This window comes from Actinotalea sp. JY-7876 (assembly GCF_014042015.1).
GTDB lineage: Bacteria > Actinomycetota > Actinomycetes > Actinomycetales > Cellulomonadaceae > Actinotalea.
The window spans coordinates 64,595-83,899 of record NZ_CP059493.1; the positions used below are offsets into that span (position 1 = coordinate 64,595).

Annotated in this window: 19 protein-coding genes and 2 riboswitches; of the genes, 16 read left to right on the forward strand and 3 right to left on the reverse strand. The window is 75.2% G+C overall.

Going from position 1 to position 19,305, the window contains the following annotated elements:
• Window positions 1-8: 8 nt before the first annotated feature.
• From csrA to H2O74_RS00390, 10 genes are all read left to right on the forward strand, one after another.
• Window positions 9-260 carry a carbon storage regulator CsrA gene (csrA, locus tag H2O74_RS00345; protein WP_182112611.1) on the forward strand — a complete coding sequence of 84 codons (252 nt, stop codon included), beginning with the start codon at window positions 9-11 and terminating at the stop codon, window positions 258-260.
• Window positions 261-342: 82 nt separating this feature from the next.
• Window positions 343-2,679 (forward strand): chemotaxis protein CheA, encoded by a 2,337-nt coding sequence (locus H2O74_RS00350; protein WP_182112612.1) that lies wholly within the window; start codon window positions 343-345, stop codon window positions 2,677-2,679.
• Window positions 2,676-3,095 carry a chemotaxis protein CheW gene (locus H2O74_RS00355; RefSeq protein ID WP_182112613.1) on the forward strand — a complete coding sequence of 140 codons (420 nt, stop codon included), beginning with the start codon at window positions 2,676-2,678 and terminating at the stop codon, window positions 3,093-3,095. The genes H2O74_RS00350 and H2O74_RS00355 overlap by 4 nt, the downstream gene beginning before the upstream one ends.
• Before the next feature lie 93 nt (window positions 3,096-3,188).
• Entirely contained in the window at window positions 3,189-4,853 is a 1,665-nt protein-coding gene (locus H2O74_RS00360) for a methyl-accepting chemotaxis protein (protein ID WP_255491701.1), read from the forward strand.
• Window positions 4,854-4,947: 94 nt separating this feature from the next.
• Window positions 4,948-6,093 (forward strand): chemotaxis-specific protein-glutamate methyltransferase CheB, encoded by a 1,146-nt coding sequence (cheB, locus tag H2O74_RS00365; RefSeq protein ID WP_182112614.1) that lies wholly within the window; start codon window positions 4,948-4,950, stop codon window positions 6,091-6,093.
• Window positions 6,090-6,917 (forward strand): protein-glutamate O-methyltransferase CheR, encoded by an 828-nt coding sequence (locus H2O74_RS00370; protein WP_182112615.1) that lies wholly within the window; start codon window positions 6,090-6,092, stop codon window positions 6,915-6,917. The genes cheB and H2O74_RS00370 overlap by 4 nt, the downstream gene beginning before the upstream one ends.
• Window positions 6,914-7,297, forward strand: coding sequence for a response regulator (locus H2O74_RS00375; protein ID WP_182112616.1), 384 nt, complete (start codon window positions 6,914-6,916; stop codon window positions 7,295-7,297). The genes H2O74_RS00370 and H2O74_RS00375 overlap by 4 nt, the downstream gene beginning before the upstream one ends.
• Window positions 7,294-7,758 carry a chemotaxis protein CheX gene (locus H2O74_RS00380; protein ID WP_182112617.1) on the forward strand — a complete coding sequence of 155 codons (465 nt, stop codon included), beginning with the start codon at window positions 7,294-7,296 and terminating at the stop codon, window positions 7,756-7,758. The genes H2O74_RS00375 and H2O74_RS00380 overlap by 4 nt, the downstream gene beginning before the upstream one ends.
• Window positions 7,759-7,837: 79 nt before the next feature.
• A complete protein-coding gene (locus H2O74_RS00385; RefSeq protein ID WP_182112618.1) occupies window positions 7,838-8,197 on the forward strand; it encodes a response regulator in 360 nt (119 codons plus the stop codon).
• Complete coding sequence (locus tag H2O74_RS00390) at window positions 8,194-8,685, forward strand: hypothetical protein (RefSeq protein WP_182112619.1); 492 nt, start codon at window positions 8,194-8,196, stop codon at window positions 8,683-8,685. Before H2O74_RS00385 ends, H2O74_RS00390 begins: the two co-directional genes overlap by 4 nt.
• A 19-nt stretch (window positions 8,686-8,704) precedes the next feature.
• Here H2O74_RS00390 and H2O74_RS00395 read toward each other — a convergent pair whose 3' ends face one another.
• Window positions 8,705-9,346 (reverse strand): D-alanyl-D-alanine carboxypeptidase family protein, encoded by a 642-nt coding sequence (locus H2O74_RS00395; RefSeq protein ID WP_255491703.1) that lies wholly within the window; start codon window positions 9,344-9,346, stop codon window positions 8,705-8,707.
• 166 nt (window positions 9,347-9,512) lie between these two features.
• Window positions 9,513-9,589: riboswitch (cyclic di-GMP riboswitch) on the forward strand.
• 15 nt (window positions 9,590-9,604) lie between these two features.
• Here H2O74_RS00395 and H2O74_RS00400 point away from each other — a divergent pair.
• Window positions 9,605-9,754 carry a hypothetical protein gene (locus tag H2O74_RS00400; protein WP_182112620.1) on the forward strand — a complete coding sequence of 50 codons (150 nt, stop codon included), beginning with the start codon at window positions 9,605-9,607 and terminating at the stop codon, window positions 9,752-9,754.
• 36 nt (window positions 9,755-9,790) lie between these two features.
• Here the strand turns inward: H2O74_RS00400 and H2O74_RS00405 are convergent, their stop codons facing one another.
• On the reverse strand, window positions 9,791-11,572 hold the full coding sequence (locus H2O74_RS00405; protein WP_182112621.1) for a hypothetical protein: 1,782 nt from the start codon (window positions 11,570-11,572) through the stop codon (window positions 9,791-9,793).
• Window positions 11,573-12,173: 601 nt separating this feature from the next.
• Window positions 12,174-12,617 carry a hypothetical protein gene (locus tag H2O74_RS00410; RefSeq protein ID WP_182112622.1) on the reverse strand — a complete coding sequence of 148 codons (444 nt, stop codon included), beginning with the start codon at window positions 12,615-12,617 and terminating at the stop codon, window positions 12,174-12,176.
• A 67-nt stretch (window positions 12,618-12,684) separates the two neighbouring features.
• Between H2O74_RS00410 and H2O74_RS00415 the strand changes: the two genes are divergently transcribed.
• The 5 genes from H2O74_RS00415 to gcvT all read left to right on the forward strand — a co-directional run bounded on the left by H2O74_RS00415 (window position 12,685) and on the right by gcvT (window position 19,301).
• Window positions 12,685-13,236, forward strand: a complete 552-nt coding sequence (locus tag H2O74_RS00415) for a low molecular weight protein-tyrosine-phosphatase (RefSeq protein ID WP_255491704.1) — start codon at window positions 12,685-12,687, stop codon at window positions 13,234-13,236.
• Window positions 13,237-13,282: 46 nt separating this feature from the next.
• The gene (locus tag H2O74_RS00420; RefSeq protein ID WP_182112623.1) at window positions 13,283-13,702 is read left to right on the forward strand and encodes a zf-TFIIB domain-containing protein; all 420 of its coding nucleotides are present in this window, start codon (window positions 13,283-13,285) and stop codon (window positions 13,700-13,702) included.
• Between the two features lie 39 nt (window positions 13,703-13,741).
• A complete protein-coding gene (locus H2O74_RS00425) occupies window positions 13,742-14,911 on the forward strand; it encodes a pyridoxal phosphate-dependent aminotransferase (RefSeq protein WP_182112624.1) in 1,170 nt (389 codons plus the stop codon).
• A gap of 85 nt (window positions 14,912-14,996) precedes the next feature.
• A riboswitch (glycine riboswitch) is annotated at window positions 14,997-15,092 on the forward strand.
• Between the two features lie 142 nt (window positions 15,093-15,234).
• Complete coding sequence (gcvP, locus tag H2O74_RS00430; protein WP_182112625.1) at window positions 15,235-18,111, forward strand: aminomethyl-transferring glycine dehydrogenase; 2,877 nt, start codon at window positions 15,235-15,237, stop codon at window positions 18,109-18,111.
• Window positions 18,108-19,301 (forward strand): glycine cleavage system aminomethyltransferase GcvT, encoded by a 1,194-nt coding sequence (gene gcvT / locus H2O74_RS00435; RefSeq protein ID WP_304518602.1) that lies wholly within the window; start codon window positions 18,108-18,110, stop codon window positions 19,299-19,301. Before gcvP ends, gcvT begins: the two co-directional genes overlap by 4 nt.
• Window positions 19,302-19,305 lie beyond the last annotated feature (4 nt).

Below are 19,305 nucleotides of genomic sequence, written 5' to 3' on the forward strand. Positions count from 1 at the left end.
CTCGCTCCATGCTCGTGCTGAGTCGCCGTGTGGGCGAACGCCTGGTGATCGGCGACAACATCGTCATCACGATCATCGACGTGCGCAGCGACGGCGTGCGGATCGGCATCGACGCGCCGCGCGACGTGCGCGTCAACCGCGCCGAGGTCCTCGAGGCCGTGACGCGCGCGAACGTGGAGGCCGCCCGTTCCGCGGACCCCGCCGCGGAGGAGTCGCTCAAGGCGCTGCGGCCCCCGACGGGGCGTCCGGCCGGCGACTGACCCTCACGTCCGCCCCCCGGCGACCGATGGTGCCGGTGAGGGGCGGAGGATCCGCCTCCTGCGGCATGCCATGGAGGGCGTTGTGGAGGACCTGGACGAGATCGTCCACGAGTTCCTGGTCGAGAGCCATGAGAACCTCGACCAGCTGGACTCGGACCTGGTCGCCCTCGAGGCGGCCCCCGGCTCACGGGACCTGCTGAGCAGCATCTTCCGCACGATCCACACGATCAAGGGCACGAGCGGCTTCCTGGCCTTCTCGGCGCTCGAGCGCGTCACGCACGCCGGCGAGAACCTGCTGGTCGAGCTCCGCGACGGCCTGCGCTCGATGGACCACGGCACCACCGACGTGCTCCTGCAGATGGTCGACGTCGTGCGCGACGTCCTGCGCCGCATCGAGTCCGACGGCGGCGAGGGCGAGGTCGATGTCGACGCCGTGGTGCGACGCATCGAGACGCTCCTCGCCGGGACGCCGGGCGCCGGCTCGCCCGACGCCGGCGCGACGGCCCCGGTCGAGCACCGCGAGGATCTCCCCGCGCCCGAGGCGTCCGTCCCCGAGGTGCCAGTGCCCGTGCCGGCGCCTGCGTCCGCCCCGCCCGCCTCGCGCACCATCCGCGCCAAGCAGGCCGGCCCCGCCGCGTCGGCCGACCGCGAGCCCGACCCGGCCGAGCCGGAGCCGGCCGCGTCGCGCTCGGCCGCGGACGGCTCCATCCGCGTCGACGTCGACCTCCTGGACGCGCTCATGCGTCAGGTCGGCGAGCTGGTCCTGGCGCGCAACGCCATCTCGCGGCTCGCCGGTGGGACGACCGACGTCGACCTCGTGCGCGCGGCCCAGCGCCTGAGCCTCATCGCCTCGGAGCTGCAGGAGGGCGTCATGAAGACGCGCATGCAGCCCATCGAGCACGTCTGGTCGAAGGTGCCGCGCATGGTGCGCGACGTCGCCGCCGCGTGCGACAAGCAGGTGCGCGTCGAGCTGACCGGGGGTGACACCGAGCTCGACCGCAGCCTCCTCGAGGCGGTCAAGGACCCGCTGACGCACCTCATCCGCAACGCCGTCGACCACGGCGTCGAGGCGCCCGCCGCGCGGAGCGCCGCGGGCAAGCCCGCGCAGGGCGTCGTGTCGCTGCGTGCGTACCACGCGGGTGGCCAGGTGGTCGTGGAGGTGAGCGACGACGGCGCGGGGATCGACGTCGCGCGCGTCGCGGCCAAGGCGGTCGACCGCGGCCTGCGCACGGCCGAGCAGGTGGCGGACGCCGCCGCGAGCGAGCTCCTCCAGCTGCTCTTCCTGCCCGGCTTCTCGACCGCCGAGTCCGTCACCAACGTCTCCGGCCGCGGCGTGGGGATGGACGTGGTCCGGACCCGGATCGAGGCGATCGGCGGCACGGTCGACGTCGACTCCGAGCTCGGGACGGGCACGACGTGGCGGCTGCGGATCCCGCTGACCCTCGCGATCATGCCGGCGCTCACGGTGGCCTGCGACGGTGAGCTCTACGCGATCCCGCAGGTCAGCCTGCTGGAGCTCGTCGCGCTCGACGCGCAGGCCTCGGGCGCCATCGAGTACGTCCGCTCGGCACCGGTCTACCGGCTCCGCGGCGAGCTCCTGCCCCTCGTGGACCTGCGCGAGGTGCTCGGCCGGCCCGCCAGGGCGGACCGTGCCGGTGCCGTGATCACCGTCCTGCAGGCGGACACCCAGCGCTTCGGCCTGCTCGTCGACCGCGTCCTGAACACCGAGGAGATCGTCGTCAAGCCGCTCTCCGGCCGGCTCAAGGCGATCGGCCTGTACGCGGGCGCCACCCTGCTCGGCGACGGCCGCGTCTCGCTCATCCTCGACGTGCAGGCGATCGGCCGCCGGGCCATGGTCGGCGACGGCGGCCTCGAGCGCGCCCGGTCCGCCGAGGACCGTGCCGCCGTCGTCGAGACCGTGCCGGTGCTCGTCGCGGGCATCGGCGGAGGGCGCCGCGTCGCGATCCCGCTCGCGGCCGTGACCCGCCTCGAGAAGCTGCCCGCCGACGTCCTGGAGCACGTGGGCGGGCGCGAGGTCATCCAGTACCGCGGAGCGATCACGCCCGTCGTCCGCCTCGACCGCCTGCTCGCCGCCGCGGGCGGTGGCGACGAGCGCGACGAGCGCGACGAGCTCACGGTCGTCGTGTCCTCGCGCCGGGGGCGCAGCGTCGCCATCGTGGTCGACGAGATCGTCGACATCGTGGACGACGACGTCGCCGCGCACAGCGACCTCGGTGACCACGGGACGCTCGGGTCGACGGTCCTCGAGGACAAGGTGACCGAGCTGCTCGACGTGCGGGCCGCCGTCGCCGCCGCCGACCCGCTGTTCTTCGCCGACGAGCCCGCGCCCGCGGACCTCGCCGTCCTCGACCCGGCCGACCTCGACCACCTCGACGTCCTCGTGGGAGCGACCCGATGAGCCGCCAGCTCGCCACCTTCACCCTCGAGGGCGCGCACTACGGCGTCGACGTCATGCGGGTCCAGGAGGCCCTGCGCTTCCAGCCCCGCACCGCCGTGCCGATGGCCCCTGCCGCGGTCGCGGGCCTGGTCAACCTGCGCGGTCAGGTCGTCCTGACCATCGACCTGCGGGTGTGCCTCGGCCTGGATCCGCTGCCGCCCTCGGCGCGGCCGATGATGGTCGTCGTGCAGGTGGGCGGGGAGCCGATCAGCCTGCTCGTCGACGAGATCGGCGACGTCATCGACGTCGACGACGACGCGTTCGAGATGCCGCCCGACACGCTCGCACCCTCGCTCCGCGGCCTGGTCACCGGCGCCTTCAAGCTCGAGGACCGCCTCCTGCTCGCGCTCGACGTCGACCGCGCGGTCGCCGCCTGAGCCCGCGCCCCTCGCGCCCCCTCGGCCCACGGCGGTCGTCCCCTCATCACCCGCGCCCCGCGCGCGGCCCCGTACCAAGGAGCACCCCACCCGATGTCCCTCACGTCCCAGCGCACCGCGCCGAGCCCTCTCGCGCAGCCCGCCCCGGCGTCCGACCCGTCGACAGGCGGCCCGCCCCGGCTGCTGGCCGACCGCGGCGTCATGAGCAAGGTCCTCGGGGCCGTCGGTGTCATGGCGATCGCGGCCGTCGTGGGCGGGGCGCTCGGCGTCGTGAACCTGCGGACCGTCGCTGCGGACGCCGCGCACCTCGCCACCGTCCAGAGCGGCTTCGCCACGAACGTCGCGGTCGTGCACCAGGAGGAGATCACGGCGCGGATGCTGGTCGCGGAGGTGGCGGCCGCGGACACGGCGGAGCTGCGCGGCCAGTTCGCCGAGCAGATCGAGCGGACCGACGCCGACATCCAGGTCGCCATCGACGCCCTCACGGCCGAGGTCGGGCCCGACGACCCGTACTGGAACGGCTTCCTCACCGACTGGCAGGCCTGGCAGGAGGTCCGTGACACCGCACTCCTCCCGGCGGCCATGGCCGGCGACCGCGCGCTCGTCGAGCAGGTCCGGGCCGAGCAGGCCGACCCGCTCGTCGCCGCGTTCGTCGCGGACCTCGAGGGGCTCGAGGCGCAGACCGCGGGGTACGTCGCCGACATCGCGGCCGGCGCGGAGCACGAGGCCGCCACCGCGACGACGGCGACCCTGGTCGTGGTGCCCCTCGGGCTCGCGCTCGCGGCGGCCATCGGCGTCGTCACGGCGCGGTCGATCCGGAGCTCCCTCGGCCGCGTGCAGGCCTCGCTCGAGGCGATGGCCGAGGGTGACCTCACGGTGGAGGCCGACGTCCGGAGCGCCGACGAGATCGGCCGCATGGCCGGTGCCCTGCGCACCGCGCAGCACTCGCTGCGCAGCACGCTCGCGCAGGTCGGGGAGGCGAGCACGACCATCGCCGCCACGAGCGAGGAGATGTCCGCCGCGGGCGGGCAGTTCGCGGCCGCCTCGGAGGAGACCAGCGCCCAGGCCGGCGTCGTCGCCTCGGCGGCGGAGGAGGTCTCGCGCAACGTCCAGGCGGTCGCCGCCGGTGCGGAGCAGATGGGCGCCTCGATCCGCGAGATCGCGCAGAACGCCAACGAGGCCGCCCGCGTGGCCGCGCGCGCCACCGACGTCGCGCAGACGACGACGTCGTCGGTCGCGCAGCTCGGAACGTCGTCGCAGGAGATCGGCAACGTCGTCAAGGTCATCACGTCGATCGCGGAGCAGACGAACCTCCTGGCGCTCAACGCGACCATCGAGGCCGCGCGCGCCGGCGAGGCGGGCAAGGGCTTCGCCGTCGTCGCCGGCGAGGTCAAGGACCTCGCCCGGGAGACCGCCCGCGCCACGGAGGACATCGCGCGTCGCGTCGAGGCGATCCAGTCGGACACGGCGACGGCCGTCGCCGCGATCAGCGAGATCTCGCAGATCATCGCGTCGATCAACGACTACCAGCTGACGATCGCGAGCGCGGTCGAGGAGCAGACGGCCACGACGAACGAGATGAGCCGCGGCGTCGCCGAGGCCGCGGCCGGCTCCGGCGAGATCGCGGCCAACATCACCGGCGTGGCGTCGGCCGCGGCCTCCTCCGCCGAGGTCGTGAGCCAGCTGCAGGCCTCGACGCTGGAGCTCGCGCAGATGGCCGCCGACCTGCGCAACCGCGCCTCGGCGTTCACGTACTGACGCCCGGCGGTGCGGGCCCCGGTGCTCACAACCGGTCCGCCGTGGCCGATCTGGACACTGCGCGGGTCACCGCGCGAGGAAGCGGAGGACCGACGTGACGCCGATCAGGGTGCTGGTGGTCGACGACTCGGTCGTCGTCCGCCGGCTCGTCACCGACGTCCTGCAGCAGGACCCGCAGATCGAGGTCGTCGGCGTCGCCGCGAACGGGCAGATCGCGGTCGCGAAGGTCGAGCAGCTGCGCCCTGACGTCGTGACGATGGACCTCGAGATGCCCGTCATGGACGGCGTCGAGGCCGTCCGGACCCTGCGTCGTGCCGGGCACCGGATGCCGATCATCATGTTCTCGACGCTCACCGAGCGCGGCGCCGTCGCGACCCTGGACGCGCTCGCGGCCGGGGCGACCGACTACGTGGCCAAGCCGGCGAACGTCGGCAGCGTGCAGGCCTCGCTCGCCCAGGTCGCCACCGAGCTGATCCCGAGGATCCGGGCCTTCGCCGCGCGGTCGGTGACGTCCCGGGCGGGCGCCCCGGGCGCCCCGGCCGGCCGGGCCGCCACGGGACCCGGCCTGCCCGTGCCCCGCGCCGGCACCGGCGCCCCGGCGCGCCCCGCGCGCGAGCCCGTCCGGCTCCGCCCGGCGCCCGCGCGACGCCCGGTGCGGGCGATCGTGCTCGGCTCGTCGACCGGCGGGCCGGAGGCGCTCTCGCGGCTCCTGCGCCTGCTGCCCGCCCTGCCGGTCCCGCTCGTGATCGTCCAGCACATGCCGCCCGTCTTCACCAGGCAGCTCGCGGCGCGGCTCGACCGGCTCGGCCCGAGCAGCGTCGTCGAGGCCTGCGACCACCAGGTCCTCGAGCCGGGCACCGTCTACGTCGCCCCCGGCGACCAGCACCTCGAGCTGGTCGGGGCGCCGTCCGGCGCGCGCACGCGCCTGCACCAGGGGCCGCCCGTGAACTTCTGCCGGCCCGCCGTCGACGTCATGATCCGCTCCGCGGTGACCGTCTACGGCGGCGACCTGCTCGCCGTCGTGCTCACGGGCATGGGGTCCGACGGCCGCGCGGGGTGCGAGGCCGTCGGCGACGCGGGCGGGACCGTCGTCGTGCAGGACGAGGCCTCGAGCGTCGTGTGGGGCATGCCGGGTGCGGTCGCGACGGCGGGCCTCGCGCACGCCGTGGAGGGCGTCGAGGACATCGCCGCGCGGATCGCGCGCGTGACGGCCGAGCCGGCACTCCGGGCGGCGCCGTGAGCCTCGCGCCCGACACCTTCGCCTGGGTGGCCGACGTCGTCCGCCGCCGCAGCGCGATCCAGCTCGAGCCGGGCAAGGAGTACCTCGTCGAGAGCCGGCTGCTGCCGCTCGCGCGCGCCGCCGGCGTGGCGGACGTCGACTCCTACGTCCGCCACGTCAGGACCGCCGCCCACCCGGCCGTCGTCGAGGGCGTCGTCGAGGCGCTCACGACGAACGAGACCTCCTGGTTCCGCGACGCCCAGCCGTTCACCGCCCTGGCGCAGCACGTGGTGCCCGATCTGGTCGCGGCGCGCGGTGCCGGCGCGGGACCGCTGCGCGTGTGGTCCGCGGCGTGCTCCAGCGGCCAGGAGCCGTACTCGATCGCGATGGTGCTGGCGGACCTGGTGCCCGCCCTGCCGGTGCGGATCACCGCGACGGACCTGTCGCAGCGGATGGTCGAGCGGGCCCGTGCGGGCCGCTACACCCAGCTCGAGGTCAACCGCGGCCTGCCCGCCCCCATGCTCGTCAGGCACTTCACGCGCGCGGGGACCGAGTGGCAGGTCTCGGCGGCACTGCGCCAGGCCGTGACGGTCGAGAAGCACAACCTCCTCGGGCCTCCTCCCGCCGGGGGGCCGTTCGACGTCGTCTTCCTGCGCAACGTGCTCATCTACTTCGACCTGGCGACCAAGCGCGACGTGCTGCGCCGCGTGCGCCAGGTCGTGCGGCCGGGCGGCTACCTGCTGCTCGGCGCGGCCGAGACGACCCTCGGCGTCGACGACGGCTGGGACCGCCTGGGCATCGCCCGCGGCTCCGTCTACAAGCTCGCGGCTCGGAGGGCAGCATGAGGGCACTGGTGATCGACGACTCGCGCGTCATGCGACGCATCGTCTCCGCGTCGCTGCATCCGCTGGGCTTCGAGACCGTGGAGGCCGGGGACGGCCGCGCGGCGCTCGACGTGCTCGAGGCGGGCACGCCCGTGGACCTGTGCTGCATCGACTGGAACATGCCGGTCATGGACGGGCTGCAGTTCGTCACGGCGGTCCGGGCCAACCGCGCGTGGCGCGACGTGACGCTCATGATGGTCACGACCGAGAGCGAGCACGGCCAGATCGTGCGGGCGCTGGCGGCCGGGGCGCACGAGTACGTCATCAAGCCGTTCACCCCCGACGCGATCCGGGCCAAGCTGGAGCTTCTCGGGCTCGTCCGGCAGGAGGAGCTCTCATGACCGCCGCCGACCTCGGCCTGGTCGGGGACGCCGACCCCGTGCTGGCGATCGCCGAGGAGGTCTTCGCGGCCATGGTCGACGGCGAGCCGGGCGGTGTGCGCCCCTGGGCCGGCGACGCCCCGGCACTCGAGCACGGGATCCACGCGTGGGTCGACGTCCACGGGACGCACGCGAGCCGGGTGCTGCTGAGCACCGAGGAGGAGACGGCCGCGCTGCTCACGCGCGCCCTGCTCGCGATGGGGCCCGCGGAGTCCGTGGCGGACGAGGACCTGGTCGATGCCCTGGGGGAGGTCGCCAACGTCGTCGGCGGCAACGTCAAGGCGCTGGTGGCGGACCCGCGGGCGCTCGGCCTGCCCGTCGTCGACCGGGTGCGACCCGCCGCGTCCGGCGACCTGCTGCACCTGCTGAACCTGGAGTGGCGCGGGCGCCCGCTCGAGGTGGCGCTGTGGACGCTGACGTGACCGCGCCCGTCCCGCCCCCGGCCGGGCAGCGACGCCCCGGTGAACCGACCAGAACGACCGATCGACCGAGGTGGTACCGATGAGAGTCCTCGTGACCGACGACAGCCGCGTGATGCGCCAGATCGTGATCCGCACGTTGCGGCAGGCCGGCTTCGAGTGGGAGGTCCTCGAGGCGCCCGACGGCGCCGCCGGGCTCGCGGTCGTGCGTGAGCAGGACCCGGACCTCGTGCTCTCGGACTGGAACATGCCCGAGATGACGGGCATCGAGCTGCTGCGGGCGATGCGCGGGGCGGGCATCGACACGCCGTTCGGCTTCGTGACCTCCGAGGGCTCCGCGGAGATGCGCGCGCAGGCGGAGGCCGAGGGCGCCCTGTTCCTCATCGCCAAGCCGTTCAGCGCCGAGGTCTTCCGCGACACGATCGAGCCGTTCCTCGCATGAGCGCCGCGACCAGCCCGCTGCCCGCCGCGCTCGACGTCCGGGAGCTGCTCGAGGGCCTGCTCGGCCGCGACGTCGTGGCGCGCGTCGGGGCCGCTCCGGTGGACCCGCTCGCGCCGGGGGGCGCGCTCGTCGCCGCCTACGTCGACGACACGCTCGGCCTGCGCGCGATCGTGCTCATGGACCTGCCCCTCGCGGCGCGGGCGGGCGTCGCGATCGCGCTGATGCCCGCTGCCGCGGCGGACGACGTCCTCGCCTCCGGGCTCCTCACGCCGGCGCTCTACGACAACGCCGCGGAGATCCTCAACATCATGGCGTCGCTGTTCAACCTCGACGGCGCGCCCCACGTGCGGCTCTACGAGGCGTACGCGCCGCGCGAGGTGCTGCCCGCCGATGTGCGGACGTGGACGCTGGCGTACGTCCCCCGGCTCGACATGGCGGTCGACATCGCCGGCTACGGCACCGGCCGCCTCTCGCTCCTCACCGTCTGACGCCCTGCGCCGAGAGGCGTCAGTGCGTCGGGTGGTAGCCCCAGTGCCAGGGCTCGCGCGGGGTGTCCTCGACGAAGCCGTACGTCCCGGCGTTGGTGCGCATCCACGCCTGGGCGGCGGCGTCGAGCTTGAGGTCCGCCGCCACGCCCCAGCCGTGCATGCTCGTTCCCGGTGCGGCCGCGAGCCCGCCCTGGGAGTAGAGGCCCTTGCGTGCGACCAGGTCCTCCTGCGAGGCGAGGGTCCGGTAGGTGTCGGTGACCCCGATCGTGACGCCGTCGCGCGCCGCCGCCGCCCGCATCGCCTCGAGCGAACGCGCGGCCGGGGCCCACATCCGGTGGCCGGACACGCCGTCGACCGCGCTGAGCGCCTCGGCCGGGACGGTGCCGTTGCCGTGGTGCCGCAGCTCGAGCGGCACGCCCTTCGCGTCGACCAGCGCCTTGCCGCCGCCGACGCCGGCCGCGGTGGTGCCCCCGCGGGAGACCTCCGCGGCGAGGGCCTGCTCGAAGGTGCCCGACGTCGTGCCGGTCGTGCCCGTGGTCGTGCCCGGCGGCGTCGCGGCGGGGCCGCCGAGCACCCCTCCCGGGGCGCGCCCGTAGCCGAGCGCCGCGAGGCGGCTCTCGATCTCCCCCATGCGCTGGCCCACGGCGGCGACTGCCTCCACCACGCCTCCTCCGGTCGTCCCGCCCACCTATCGGCGGGAACTCGGCCGGGATGAGCGTCCTGGCCCGGGATCCGGGCCGCGACACGCCGCGCGGTGGGTGAAACGGCTCCCCTGAACGGGTGATGATGGTCCCGCGTCGCCGCCGGGGAGGCCTACTGTCGACCCGACAGCGAAAAGGCAAACCCGTCGCGAGGCGGGGACGCAAAACCACGGGACCCCGCAGGGGTCAGCCGGGTCACCGAACGAGAGCGGGCCCCCATGAACGACCACGGCAACGCCGCCGCACCGTCGCTCGAGGACGTCGACGTCGCGGTCCCCCCGCAGGTCCTCGCCCGCTGGGCCGCGATCGCGGGCGAGCGCGCGTGCTTCAACGCCCTGCTGCCGAGCCAGCCGATCCGCTCGGTCTGACGCCCGCGCTCCGACGCCCGCCTCCCGGGCGCGGCCTCACTGGTAGGTGACGAGCTCCGGCACGGGCTGCACCGCGTACGTCTGGTCGGGCGCGAGCATCGGGACGTCCTCGTCGATGAAGTTCTTCCAGCCCCAGGTGAGGCCGGCGGGCGCCCCCTGCTGCAGCGAGCCCCACGTCCCCGCCTTCGCGGGCTGGCTGCCCTGCCCGTCGACGTGGATCATCACCGACAGCTCCGGGTAGGACGTCGCCACCGTCTCGCGCGCCTGGATCATGCGGTGGCTGAACTGGTGCAGCACGAACAGCTTCTGCGGCAGCGCGTGCGTGCGCGTGAGCTCCGCGAGCCAGGCCCCGGTGGCGTTGACCTCGTCGGCGTGCACGGAGCCGATCTGCCGCAGGTGCACCTGGTCGGGCGCGAGGCGCCACTCCGGGTCGAGCGCGAGGCCCACGTTCGGGTACCGCAGCAGGGGCTCGTACTGCTGCGCCTGCGTGAGGAAGTCCGTCCGGCCGGGCTGGAGGTCGATGACCACGTAGACGCCGGCGTCCCGGGCGGCCTCCACCCACGGCACGAACGACTCGACGGGCAGCTCGTTGCTGTAGTTGCCGTCCGGTCCGGCGCCGGCCGACGCGACGGTGACGATGATCTCGAACGCGGGTACGACGACGTCGGCGGTCAGCGGCTGGTAGGAGGCCGCGAGGCCCTGGGCGCGCGCGATGCTCGCGGGCACGTCCTGCTCGCCGAGGATGCCGAGCGCGGCGAAGTGCGGCGTCCCGTACATCGCCACCAGGCGCCGCCCCGGGAACAGGACCTGCCCACCGCCGGGGAGCTCGACGCCCGTCGCGGCGGTCGCCACGCGCCAGCCCAGGTCCGGCGCCGTGCCGAACGCGGCGCCGAGCGCGACGGTCGACGTCGGCTGCGCGGCCGCGACGCCCTGCACGGCGGCGCTCGTCGCCCTGGGGTCGCCTCCGGGCACGACGACGACCGGGACCCCCGCGGCCCGCGCGGTCGCGACCGCGGCGAGGTCGCCGGCGTCCCCGGTCGTGAGCAGGAGGCCACCGGGGGGTGCGTCGGCCCGCTCCGTGAGCGGGAGCCGCTGGACGACCTCCTCCGAGGCGGCCTCCCCGCCGCCCGCGGACGACGTCGCGCTGCTCGGGCCGGACGCGGCCTGGTCGTCCTGCTCGTCCGTCCGCTCGTCTTCCGTGCCCTCGTCCGTGCCGCCGTCCGTGTCCTCGTCCGTCGGCGCCTGGGTCGCGACGGACGCGGGGTCGAGGGCGGCGACGGCCGCGACCTCGCCGCCCGGCGCGGGAGCCGGGACGGGCAGCGCCGGGACGCGCAGCACGTCGTCGGCGCGCGCCGGGTCCGTCGCCGCCTCGACGATCACCGGGACGTCGAGGCCGCCGTCGCGGACGTCGTCCCGCCCGAGGCCGCCCGCGATCAGCACGGCCTCGACGCCGAGCCGCTCGAGCTCTGCCGCGGTCGCGTCCGGCACCGTCGAGCCGTCGGTGAGCAGCAGGGGCACTCCCAGCGAGACCGCCGCGGCGCTCGCCTCCAGCTGCCCGGCGACGTCGCCCGCGGGCACGACGACGGCGACGGCGGCCTCGGCGAAGAACGCGGCGCTCGTGCCGGCGGCGCGCGTGGCGGCGTCGGTGCTGTCGAGCACGGTGACCGGCTCGCCGGGCAGCCGCACGGCGGGGGAGTGCACCGCCTCGGGCGTCGGCGTCGGGGCGGGCGTGCCACCCTGCGGCCCGGGCGCCGGGGTGCAGGCGACCAGCAGGGCGCTCGTGAGGGCGAGAGCCGCCACGACCGTCGTCGCGCGCATCGAGACCTTCCGTCCGGGGGATGTGCCGGACGGCTGCCGCCCGCCCGGTCGCTGCCCCGACCATAACGCCGCCCACCCACCACCCGACGCCCACCGCCGGCCACCCACCGCCGGCGCCACCGAACCACCCAGCCCCACCCCACTCAGCCGCCGAGCACGTCCGTTCGACGCGAGCACGTCCTGCCCGACGGACGTGCTGGGTGGGTTCGGACGTGCTCGGCGTGCGGTGGGTGGGGACGGTGGTGGGGACGGCGTGGAGCGCCGGGAAAGTGCTTGGCAGGGGTGCGGGGGCGGACGTACCGTCGGGGGACACGGGAGAGGAGGTGGTCCAGAAGATGATTTCTCTTCGGACGCGTGAGGTGACTGCCCGCTAGTCGCCCGAGCAGATCGGACGGATTGCCTCCGGTCCCGAGCCGCCGAGCGGCAGCGAGACCCAGGCAGTCACCGCAGCCCGTGGGGGCCGTGCATCGTCCAGCACGGCGGCCGGCCGACAAGGCCCGCGACCCACGGGCTGTTCCGTGCCCGGACCCGCCCGGGCCTGACCCGGACCGCCCCAGACCCCGCCGGCCTCGGACCCCGCCGGCCGCAGACCCCGCCGGCCTCAGACCCGGGCGAACGGCGCGAGCGCGGCCCGCCCCAGCGCCGCCGACGCCCCGAGCATCGCGGCGAGGATGTTGGCGAACGACGGCCCGCCCACGAGGAACCCGCCGACGGCGCCGACGACGATGCCGAGCGCCCCGAACGCGAGGACGTGCAGCGACTGGCTGCGCACACGCCGCAGCAGCCACCCGATGCCGAAGGCGAGCGTCGGCCCGACGACGAGGATCGCGAGCGCGGCGAACCCCCCGATGAGCAGCGCGAGCCGGGCCGGCGTGGCCTCGATCCCCGCGGCGTCCAGCTCTCCCGCGGGCGCGGCCGAGAGCACCGTGTACACGAGCCCCATGAAGACGAGCGCGGTCACGACGCAGCCGGCGAAGACCCCGAGCACGCCGAAGCTCACCGCCCACGGCTCCTTGGGGCGGGTGATGCGGGGGTCCTCCATCATGGGGAGCACTCTAGGAGCACGCCTGGGACGAGCGGCGGCGACGCGGCAGGCGGTCGACAATGGGTCGATGAGCGACACGCGCGACACCCCCTACCGCGTCATGACCGTCTGCACCGGCAACATCTGCCGGTCCCCCATGGCCGAGGTCGTCCTGCGCGAACGGTTCGCGGAGGCGGGCCTGGCGGACGACGTCGTCGTCGACTCGACGGGCGTCAGCGACGAGGAGCAAGGGAACCCGATCGACCCGCGGGCACGCCGGGTGCTGGCCGCGCACGGTTACCCCGTCCCCGAGCACCGGGCCCGGCAGGTGCGCCCGGCAGACCTGGCGGAGCGCGACCTCGTGCTCCCGATGACGGCGTCCCACGCCTCCGCGCTGCGCCGGCTCGCGCGCGGCGACGCCGCCCTCGCCGAGCGCATCCGCATGTTCCGCACGTTCGACCCCGCGGCGCCGCGGGGCGGGCCCGAGCACCTGCTCGACGTCGACGACCCCTGGTACGGCGAGGAGTCGGGGTTCGAGGTCACGCTCGCGGAGGTCGAGGCCGCGGCCGACGGCGTCGTCGACCACGTGCTCGCGGCGCTCGGGCGGGAGCGGGCACGTCCGGGGGCCGGGCTACGTTGACCCGACGAGGCGCCCGACAGCCTCGCCCCCGGCCCGAGGAGCTGCCATGAAGTGCCCCATCGACGGAGTCGACCTCGTCATGTCCGAGCGGCAGGGGGTCGAGATCGACTACTGCCCCACGTGCCGCGGTGTGTGGCTGGACCGCGGCGAGCTCGACAAGATCCTCGACCGCGCCGCCACGCAGGCGCCGGCGGTCGCGCCGGAGCCGGTCACCGCCTACGTCCCGCCGACGACTCCCTCGTCCGTCCAGGACCTTCCTCCGCAGGTCCCGGCCTACGGCGCTCCCGGGCCCGGCTACCGGGACGACCGCGGCTACCGCGACGACCGGGGCTACCGCGACGACCGCGGCTACGACGACGACCGTCGCCACCGCTCGGACTACGACCCGCGCAAGGACCCGCGCAGCCCTTACTACCGCAAGAAGAAGCGCGAGTCGTGGCTCAGCGACATCCTCGACTTCGACTGACGGCGACATCGCCCCGGTGCGGCGCGCGAGGATGACCGCATGAAGGTCTCGCGCCGCTCGCACGTCACGCCGTTCGCCGTGATGGAGGTGCTCGCCGCCGCGAACGCGCGCCGCGACGCTGGGGCCTCGATCGTCAACCTGTGCGTCGGCCAGCCGCTGCACGGGGCGTCGCCGGTCGTCCGGGAGCACGCGGCGGCGCTGCTGGCCGCGGGCGACGTCGGCTACACCGAGGCGGTCGGCGCTCCGGCGCTGCGCCGCGCCGTGGCCGAGCACTACCGGCGCTGGTACGACGTCGACGTCGACCCGGCCCGCGTGGCCATCACCACCGGGTCGTCGGGGGGCTTCCTGCTCGCCTTCCTCGCGGCGTTCGACCCCGGCGACCGCGTGGCGCTCGCGCGTCCCGGCTACCCCGCGTACAAGAACATCCTGCGCTCGCTCGGCGTCGAGGTCGTCGAGCTGGCCTGCGGCGCGGAGTCCCGGTACCAGCCCACCGTCGACCAGCTCATGGCGGCGTACTACGACGGCGGCCTGGACGGCGTCGTCGTGGCCAGCCCGGCCAACCCGACGGGCACCATGCTCGCGCCGGCGGAGCTCGCGGCGCTCGAGCGGTGGTGCGCCCAGTTCGACGTCCGGCTGGTCAGCGACGAGATCTACCACGGCATCACGTACGACGGCGGCGTCGGGGCGACGGCCGCGGGAGCCACCGAGGCGGGCGCCGTCGTCGTGTCGTCGTTCTCCAAGTACTGGGCGATGACCGGGTGGCGTCTCGGGTGGCTCGTCCTGCCGCCGGACCTCGTGGCGCCGGTCGACGCGCTCGCGGGCAACGTCGCGCTGTCCCCGCCGGGGCTGGCGCAGCACGCCGCCCTTGCGGCGCTCACACCCCAGGGCTACGCGGCTGCGGAGGCGGAGGTCGCGACGTACCGCGCGTCGCGCGAGCTGCTGCTGCGCCGGCTGCCCGAGCTGGGCTGGCGGGTCGCGCCGCCCGACGGCGCGTTCTACCTCTACGCCGACGTGTCGGACTCGGGGCTCGACTCGGTGACCTGGTGCGCGCGGCTGCTCGACGAGGCCGGCGTCGCGCTGACGCCCGGCACGGACTTCGACGCGGTCGACGGCGACGGCTGGGTCCGGCTCGCGTTCGCGTCCCCGCCCGACGTCGTCGACGAGGCCGTCGACCGCATCGTCGCGTGGCAGGCGACGCTGCGGCCCTGAGCGGACGCGGCGCCGGCGTCGGTGGACCCCCCTCGGCATGCGGCCGGGTGCGGTCTACGCTGGCCCCACAACCGAACACGCTGCTCGAGCTGCGGTGGGAGAGCTCGCGACCCCGGTCGCGACGCCGAAGGAGCAAGGCCCTCCCCGGGAATCTCTCAGGCCCACGTACCGCCGCAGCGAGGCAACTCTGGAAAGCGACCCGTCGGCCCTGCCGCCCGGTCCACCGACGGTGCACGTCGCTCGCCCCCGGGCGTGCGGCCAAACTCTCAGGTCAGGGCCCCGGCCCACGATGACAGAGCGGGGAGGCCCAGCCACCGTCCGGCATGTCCGGGCACGTCATCGGAGCCGCCCGCGTGAACCAGCCGACGACCCAGCCGACCCCCGCCGCCCGGGACTTCGCGGACCGCCACGTCGGCCCGCGCGACGCCCACATCGCGACCATGCTCGCCGCCGTCGGCGCGAGCAGCCTGGACGCGCTGATCGACGACGCCGTCCCCGCCGAGATCCGCATGTCCGCCGAGCTGGAGCTGCCACAGGCGCGCAGCGAGCAGGAGGTGCTGCGGGACCTGCGGGCGCTCGCGAACCGCAACGAGGTCCTGGTCTCGATGATCGGCCAGGGCTACCACGGCACGTCCACCCCGCCCGTGATCCGCCGCAACGTGCTCGAGAACCCCGCCTGGTACACGGCCTACACGCCCTACCAGCCGGAGATCAGCCAGGGCCGGCTCGAGGCGCTCCTCAACTTCCAGACCGTCGTCAGCGACCTCACGGCCCTCCCGGTCGCGGGCGCCTCACTGCTCGACGAGGCGACGGCCGTCACCGAGGCCGTGCTCCTCATGCGCCGCGCGGTCAAGGGCCGGCCCGACGGCGCCGTCGTCGTCGACGCCGACACGTTGCCCCAGACCCTCGCCGTGGTCCGCGGCCGCGCCGAGGCGATCGGCCTGCCGCTGGTCGTCGCCGACCTCACCCACGGCCTTCCCGACGACGTCGTCGACCCGGTCGGCGTCGTCGTCCAGCAGCCGGGCGCCTCCGGGCGCGTGCGCGACCTGCGCGCGCTGGTCGAGCAGGCGCACGAGCGCGGCGCGCTCGTCACGGTCGCCGCCGACCTCCTCTCGCTCACGCTCCTGACCCCGCCCGGCGAGCTCGGCGCCGACGTCGCCGTCGGCTCGGCGCAGCGCTTCGGCGTCCCGATGTTCTACGGCGGCCCGCACGCCGCCTTCATCAGCGTCCGCCACGGCCTCGAGCGCACGCTGCCGGGCCGCCTCGTCGGGGTGAGCACGGACGCGGACGGCGCGGTGGCGTACCGCCTCGCGCTGCAGACGCGCGAGCAGCACATCCGCCGGGACAAGGCCACCAGCAACATCTGCACCGCCCAGGCCCTGCTCGCGGTCGTGGCGAGCGCGTACGCCACCTACCACGGCCCCGACGGGCTGCGGGCGATCGCGGAGCAGGTCCACGACCGTGCGGCGGCGCTCGCGGCCGACCTGCGTGGCGCGGGCGTCGAGGTCGTCCACGACAGCTTCTTCGACACGGTCCGCACCCGCGTCGCCGGTCGCGCGGCCGACGTGCTCGCCGCCGCCCGCGCCCGCGGCATCAACCTGTGGAGCCCGGACGCGGACACCGTCCAGGTCACGACCGACGAGCTGACGACCCCTGGTCACGTGGCCGACGTCGTCGCCGCCTTCGCGGAGGTCGTCGGGGCGGGTGAGGCGCGCGACGCCGGGACCGTCGGGATCCCCGCGGGCCTGCGACGGACCTCCGGCTACCTGGAGCACCCCACGTTCCACCGCTACCGCAGCGAGACCGCGATGATGCGGTACCTGCGGTCCCTCGCGGACAAGGACCTCGCGCTCGACCGCACGATGATCCCGCTCGGCTCCTGCACGATGAAGCTCAACGCCGCCGTGGAGATGGAGCCCATCAGCTGGCCGGGCTTCGCCGACCTGCACCCGCTCGCGCCCGCCGACCAGGCGCTCGGCTACCGCGAGCTGATCACCCAGCTCGAGGAGTGGCTCGCGCGCATCACGGGCTACGCGGCGGCCAGCGTGCAGCCCAACGCCGGCTCGCAGGGCGAGCTCGCGGGCCTGCTCGCCATCCGCGCGTACCACCGCTCACGCGGCCAGGGGGAGCGCACGGTGTGCCTCATCCCCGCGAGCGCGCACGGGACCAACGCGGCGTCGGCCGTGCTCGCGGGCATGCGCGTCGTCGTGGTCAAGACCGCGGCCGACGGCGAGGTCGACCTCGGGGACCTGCGCGCGCGCCTGGACGAGCACGCCGACGACGTGGCCGCGATCATGATCACCTACCCGTCGACGCACGGCGTCTACGAGGCGCACGTGCGCGAGGTCTGCGACCTCGTGCACGCCGCGGGCGGCCAGGTCTACATCGACGGCGCCAACCTCAACGCGCTCGTCGGGCTCGCGCAGCCCGGTGACCTGGGCGGGGACGTCAGCCACCTCAACCTGCACAAGACCTTCTGCATCCCGCACGGCGGCGGCGGCCCCGGCGTCGGGCCGGTCGCCGTGGCCGAGCACCTCGTCCCCTTCCTGCCCGGGCGGGGCGCGACGCAGGTCTCGGCGGCGCCGCACGGGTCGGCCGGCATCCTGCCGATCTCGTGGGCGTACGTGGCGCTCATGGGCGCGCAGGGCCTGCGCCGGGCGACGGAGGTGGCGGTGCTCGGTGCGAACTACCTGGCCACCCGCCTCAAGGACCACTTCCCCGTCCTGTTCACCGGTCCCGGCGGCCACGTGGCCCACGAGTGCATCCTCGACCTGCGGCCGCTGACGGCCGCGACCGGCGTGACCGCCGAGGACGTGGCCAAGCGCCTCATGGACTACGGCTTCCACGCCCCGACGCTGTCGTTCCCCGTGCCGGGCACGCTCATGGTGGAGCCGACCGAGAGCGAGGACCTGGGCGAGCTCGACCGCTTCGTCGCCGCGATGCTCGCGATCCGTGCGGAGATCGCCGAGGTCGAGGCCGGCACGTGGTCGGCCGCCGACTCCCCGCTGCGCGGCGCGCCGCACACCGCGACCATGGTCGTCTCCGACTCGTGGGATCGTCCGTACAGCCGCGAGACCGCGGCGTTCCCCGTGCCGGGCCTGCGGGCCGGCAAGTACTGGCCGCCGGTCCGCCGGATCGACCAGGCTGCCGGTGACCGCAACCTGGTCTGCTCGTGCCCGCCGATCGAGGAGTACGTGTGAGCAACCCCGAGTCCCCCGAGGCCACCACGGCGACGGAGCCCGCCCGCCCGGGCCCGCTCGACGCCGAGCACGTCGCGCTCGGCGCGACGATGACGCCGTTCGCCGGGTGGTCGATGCCCCTGCGCTACACCTCCGACCTGGCCGAGCACCGCGCGGTCCGCGAGGCCGCCGGGCTCTTCGACCTCTCGCACATGGGCGAGATCCGGGTCGCGGGTGCCGGCGCGGGCGCGGCGCTCGACCGGGCGCTCGTCGGGCACCTGTCGGCGCTCGCCGTCGGGCGGGCGCGCTACACGATGCTGTGCGCCGAGGACGGCGGCGTGATCGACGACCTCGTCGTCTATCGCCGCGCGGACGACGACTTCCTGGTCGTCGCGAACGCGTCCAACGCGGACGTCGTGCTCGCCGAGCTCGAGGCGCGCTGCACCGGACCCGACGTCGAGGTCGCGGACGAGTCCGCCGCCACGGCGCTCGTCGCCGTGCAGGGCCCGGCGGCCGAGGCGATCGTGACGGCGCTGGTCCCCGACGAGGCCGAGCGCGCCGCCGTCGCGGACCTGCGGTACTACGCGGCGACGACGGCCACGCTCGCGGCCGACGGCGGCGTCGTCGTCGCCATGGTGGCGCGCACCGGCTACACGGGCGAGGACGGGTTCGAGCTGTTCCTCCCGGCCGGCGACGCCCCGGCCGTGTGGCGCTCGCTGCTCGCCGCGGGGCAGCCGGCGGGCCTCGTGCCCGCGGGCCTGGCGGCGCGCGACAGCCTGCGCCTCGAGGCGGGCATGCCGCTGTACGGCCACGAGCTGGACCGCACGACGGCGCCGCACGACGCCGGCCTCGGCCGCGTGGTGCGGCTCGACAAGGTCGACGCCGAGGGGGAGCCGGTGCCGTTCGTCGGGCGGGAGCCGCTGCGGGCCCGGGCGGGCGCCCAGCCCTCGCGGGTGCTCGTGGGCCTCGAAGGGCTCGGCCGCCGGGCCGCCCGTCACGGCTACCCGGTGCTGACCGAGAGCGGCATCCGGGCCGGGTACGTCACCTCGGGCGGGCCGTCGCCCACCCTCGGCCACCCGATCGCGATGGCGTACGTGACGCCCGAGGTGTGCGCGCCCGGGACCGAGCTCGTCGTCGACGTGCGCGGGCGGCACGAGCCGGTGCGGGTCGTCGCCCTGCCCTTCTACCGCCGTCCCAGCAGCAGCACCTGAGACC

Bases quoted from the DNA above. Each gene is read 5' to 3' on its own strand.
- H2O74_RS00385 (WP_182112618.1), top strand. From the start codon at position 7,838: ATGAGAGTCCTCGTGACCGACGACAGCCGCGTGATGCGCCAGATCGTG.
- H2O74_RS00400 (WP_182112620.1), top strand. From the start codon at position 9,605: ATGAACGACCACGGCAACGCCGCCGCACCGTCGCTCGAGGACGTCGAC.
- H2O74_RS00390 (WP_182112619.1), top strand. From the start codon at position 8,194: ATGAGCGCCGCGACCAGCCCGCTGCCCGCCGCGCTCGACGTCCGGGAG.
- H2O74_RS00360 (WP_255491701.1), top strand. From the start codon at position 3,189: ATGTCCCTCACGTCCCAGCGCACCGCGCCGAGCCCTCTCGCGCAGCCC.
- H2O74_RS00375 (WP_182112616.1), top strand. From the start codon at position 6,914: ATGAGGGCACTGGTGATCGACGACTCGCGCGTCATGCGACGCATCGTC.
- H2O74_RS00425 (WP_182112624.1), top strand. From the start codon at position 13,742: ATGAAGGTCTCGCGCCGCTCGCACGTCACGCCGTTCGCCGTGATGGAG.
- H2O74_RS00420 (WP_182112623.1), top strand. From the start codon at position 13,283: ATGAAGTGCCCCATCGACGGAGTCGACCTCGTCATGTCCGAGCGGCAG.
- gcvP (WP_182112625.1), top strand. From the start codon at position 15,235: ATGTCCGGGCACGTCATCGGAGCCGCCCGCGTGAACCAGCCGACGACC.
- H2O74_RS00355 (WP_182112613.1), top strand. From the start codon at position 2,676: ATGAGCCGCCAGCTCGCCACCTTCACCCTCGAGGGCGCGCACTACGGC.
- H2O74_RS00380 (WP_182112617.1), top strand. From the start codon at position 7,294: ATGACCGCCGCCGACCTCGGCCTGGTCGGGGACGCCGACCCCGTGCTG.
- H2O74_RS00415 (WP_255491704.1), top strand. From the start codon at position 12,685: ATGAGCGACACGCGCGACACCCCCTACCGCGTCATGACCGTCTGCACC.
- H2O74_RS00405 (WP_182112621.1), bottom strand. From the start codon at position 11,572: ATGCGCGCGACGACGGTCGTGGCGGCTCTCGCCCTCACGAGCGCCCTG.
- csrA (WP_182112611.1), top strand. From the start codon at position 9: ATGCTCGTGCTGAGTCGCCGTGTGGGCGAACGCCTGGTGATCGGCGAC.
- H2O74_RS00410 (WP_182112622.1), bottom strand. From the start codon at position 12,617: ATGATGGAGGACCCCCGCATCACCCGCCCCAAGGAGCCGTGGGCGGTG.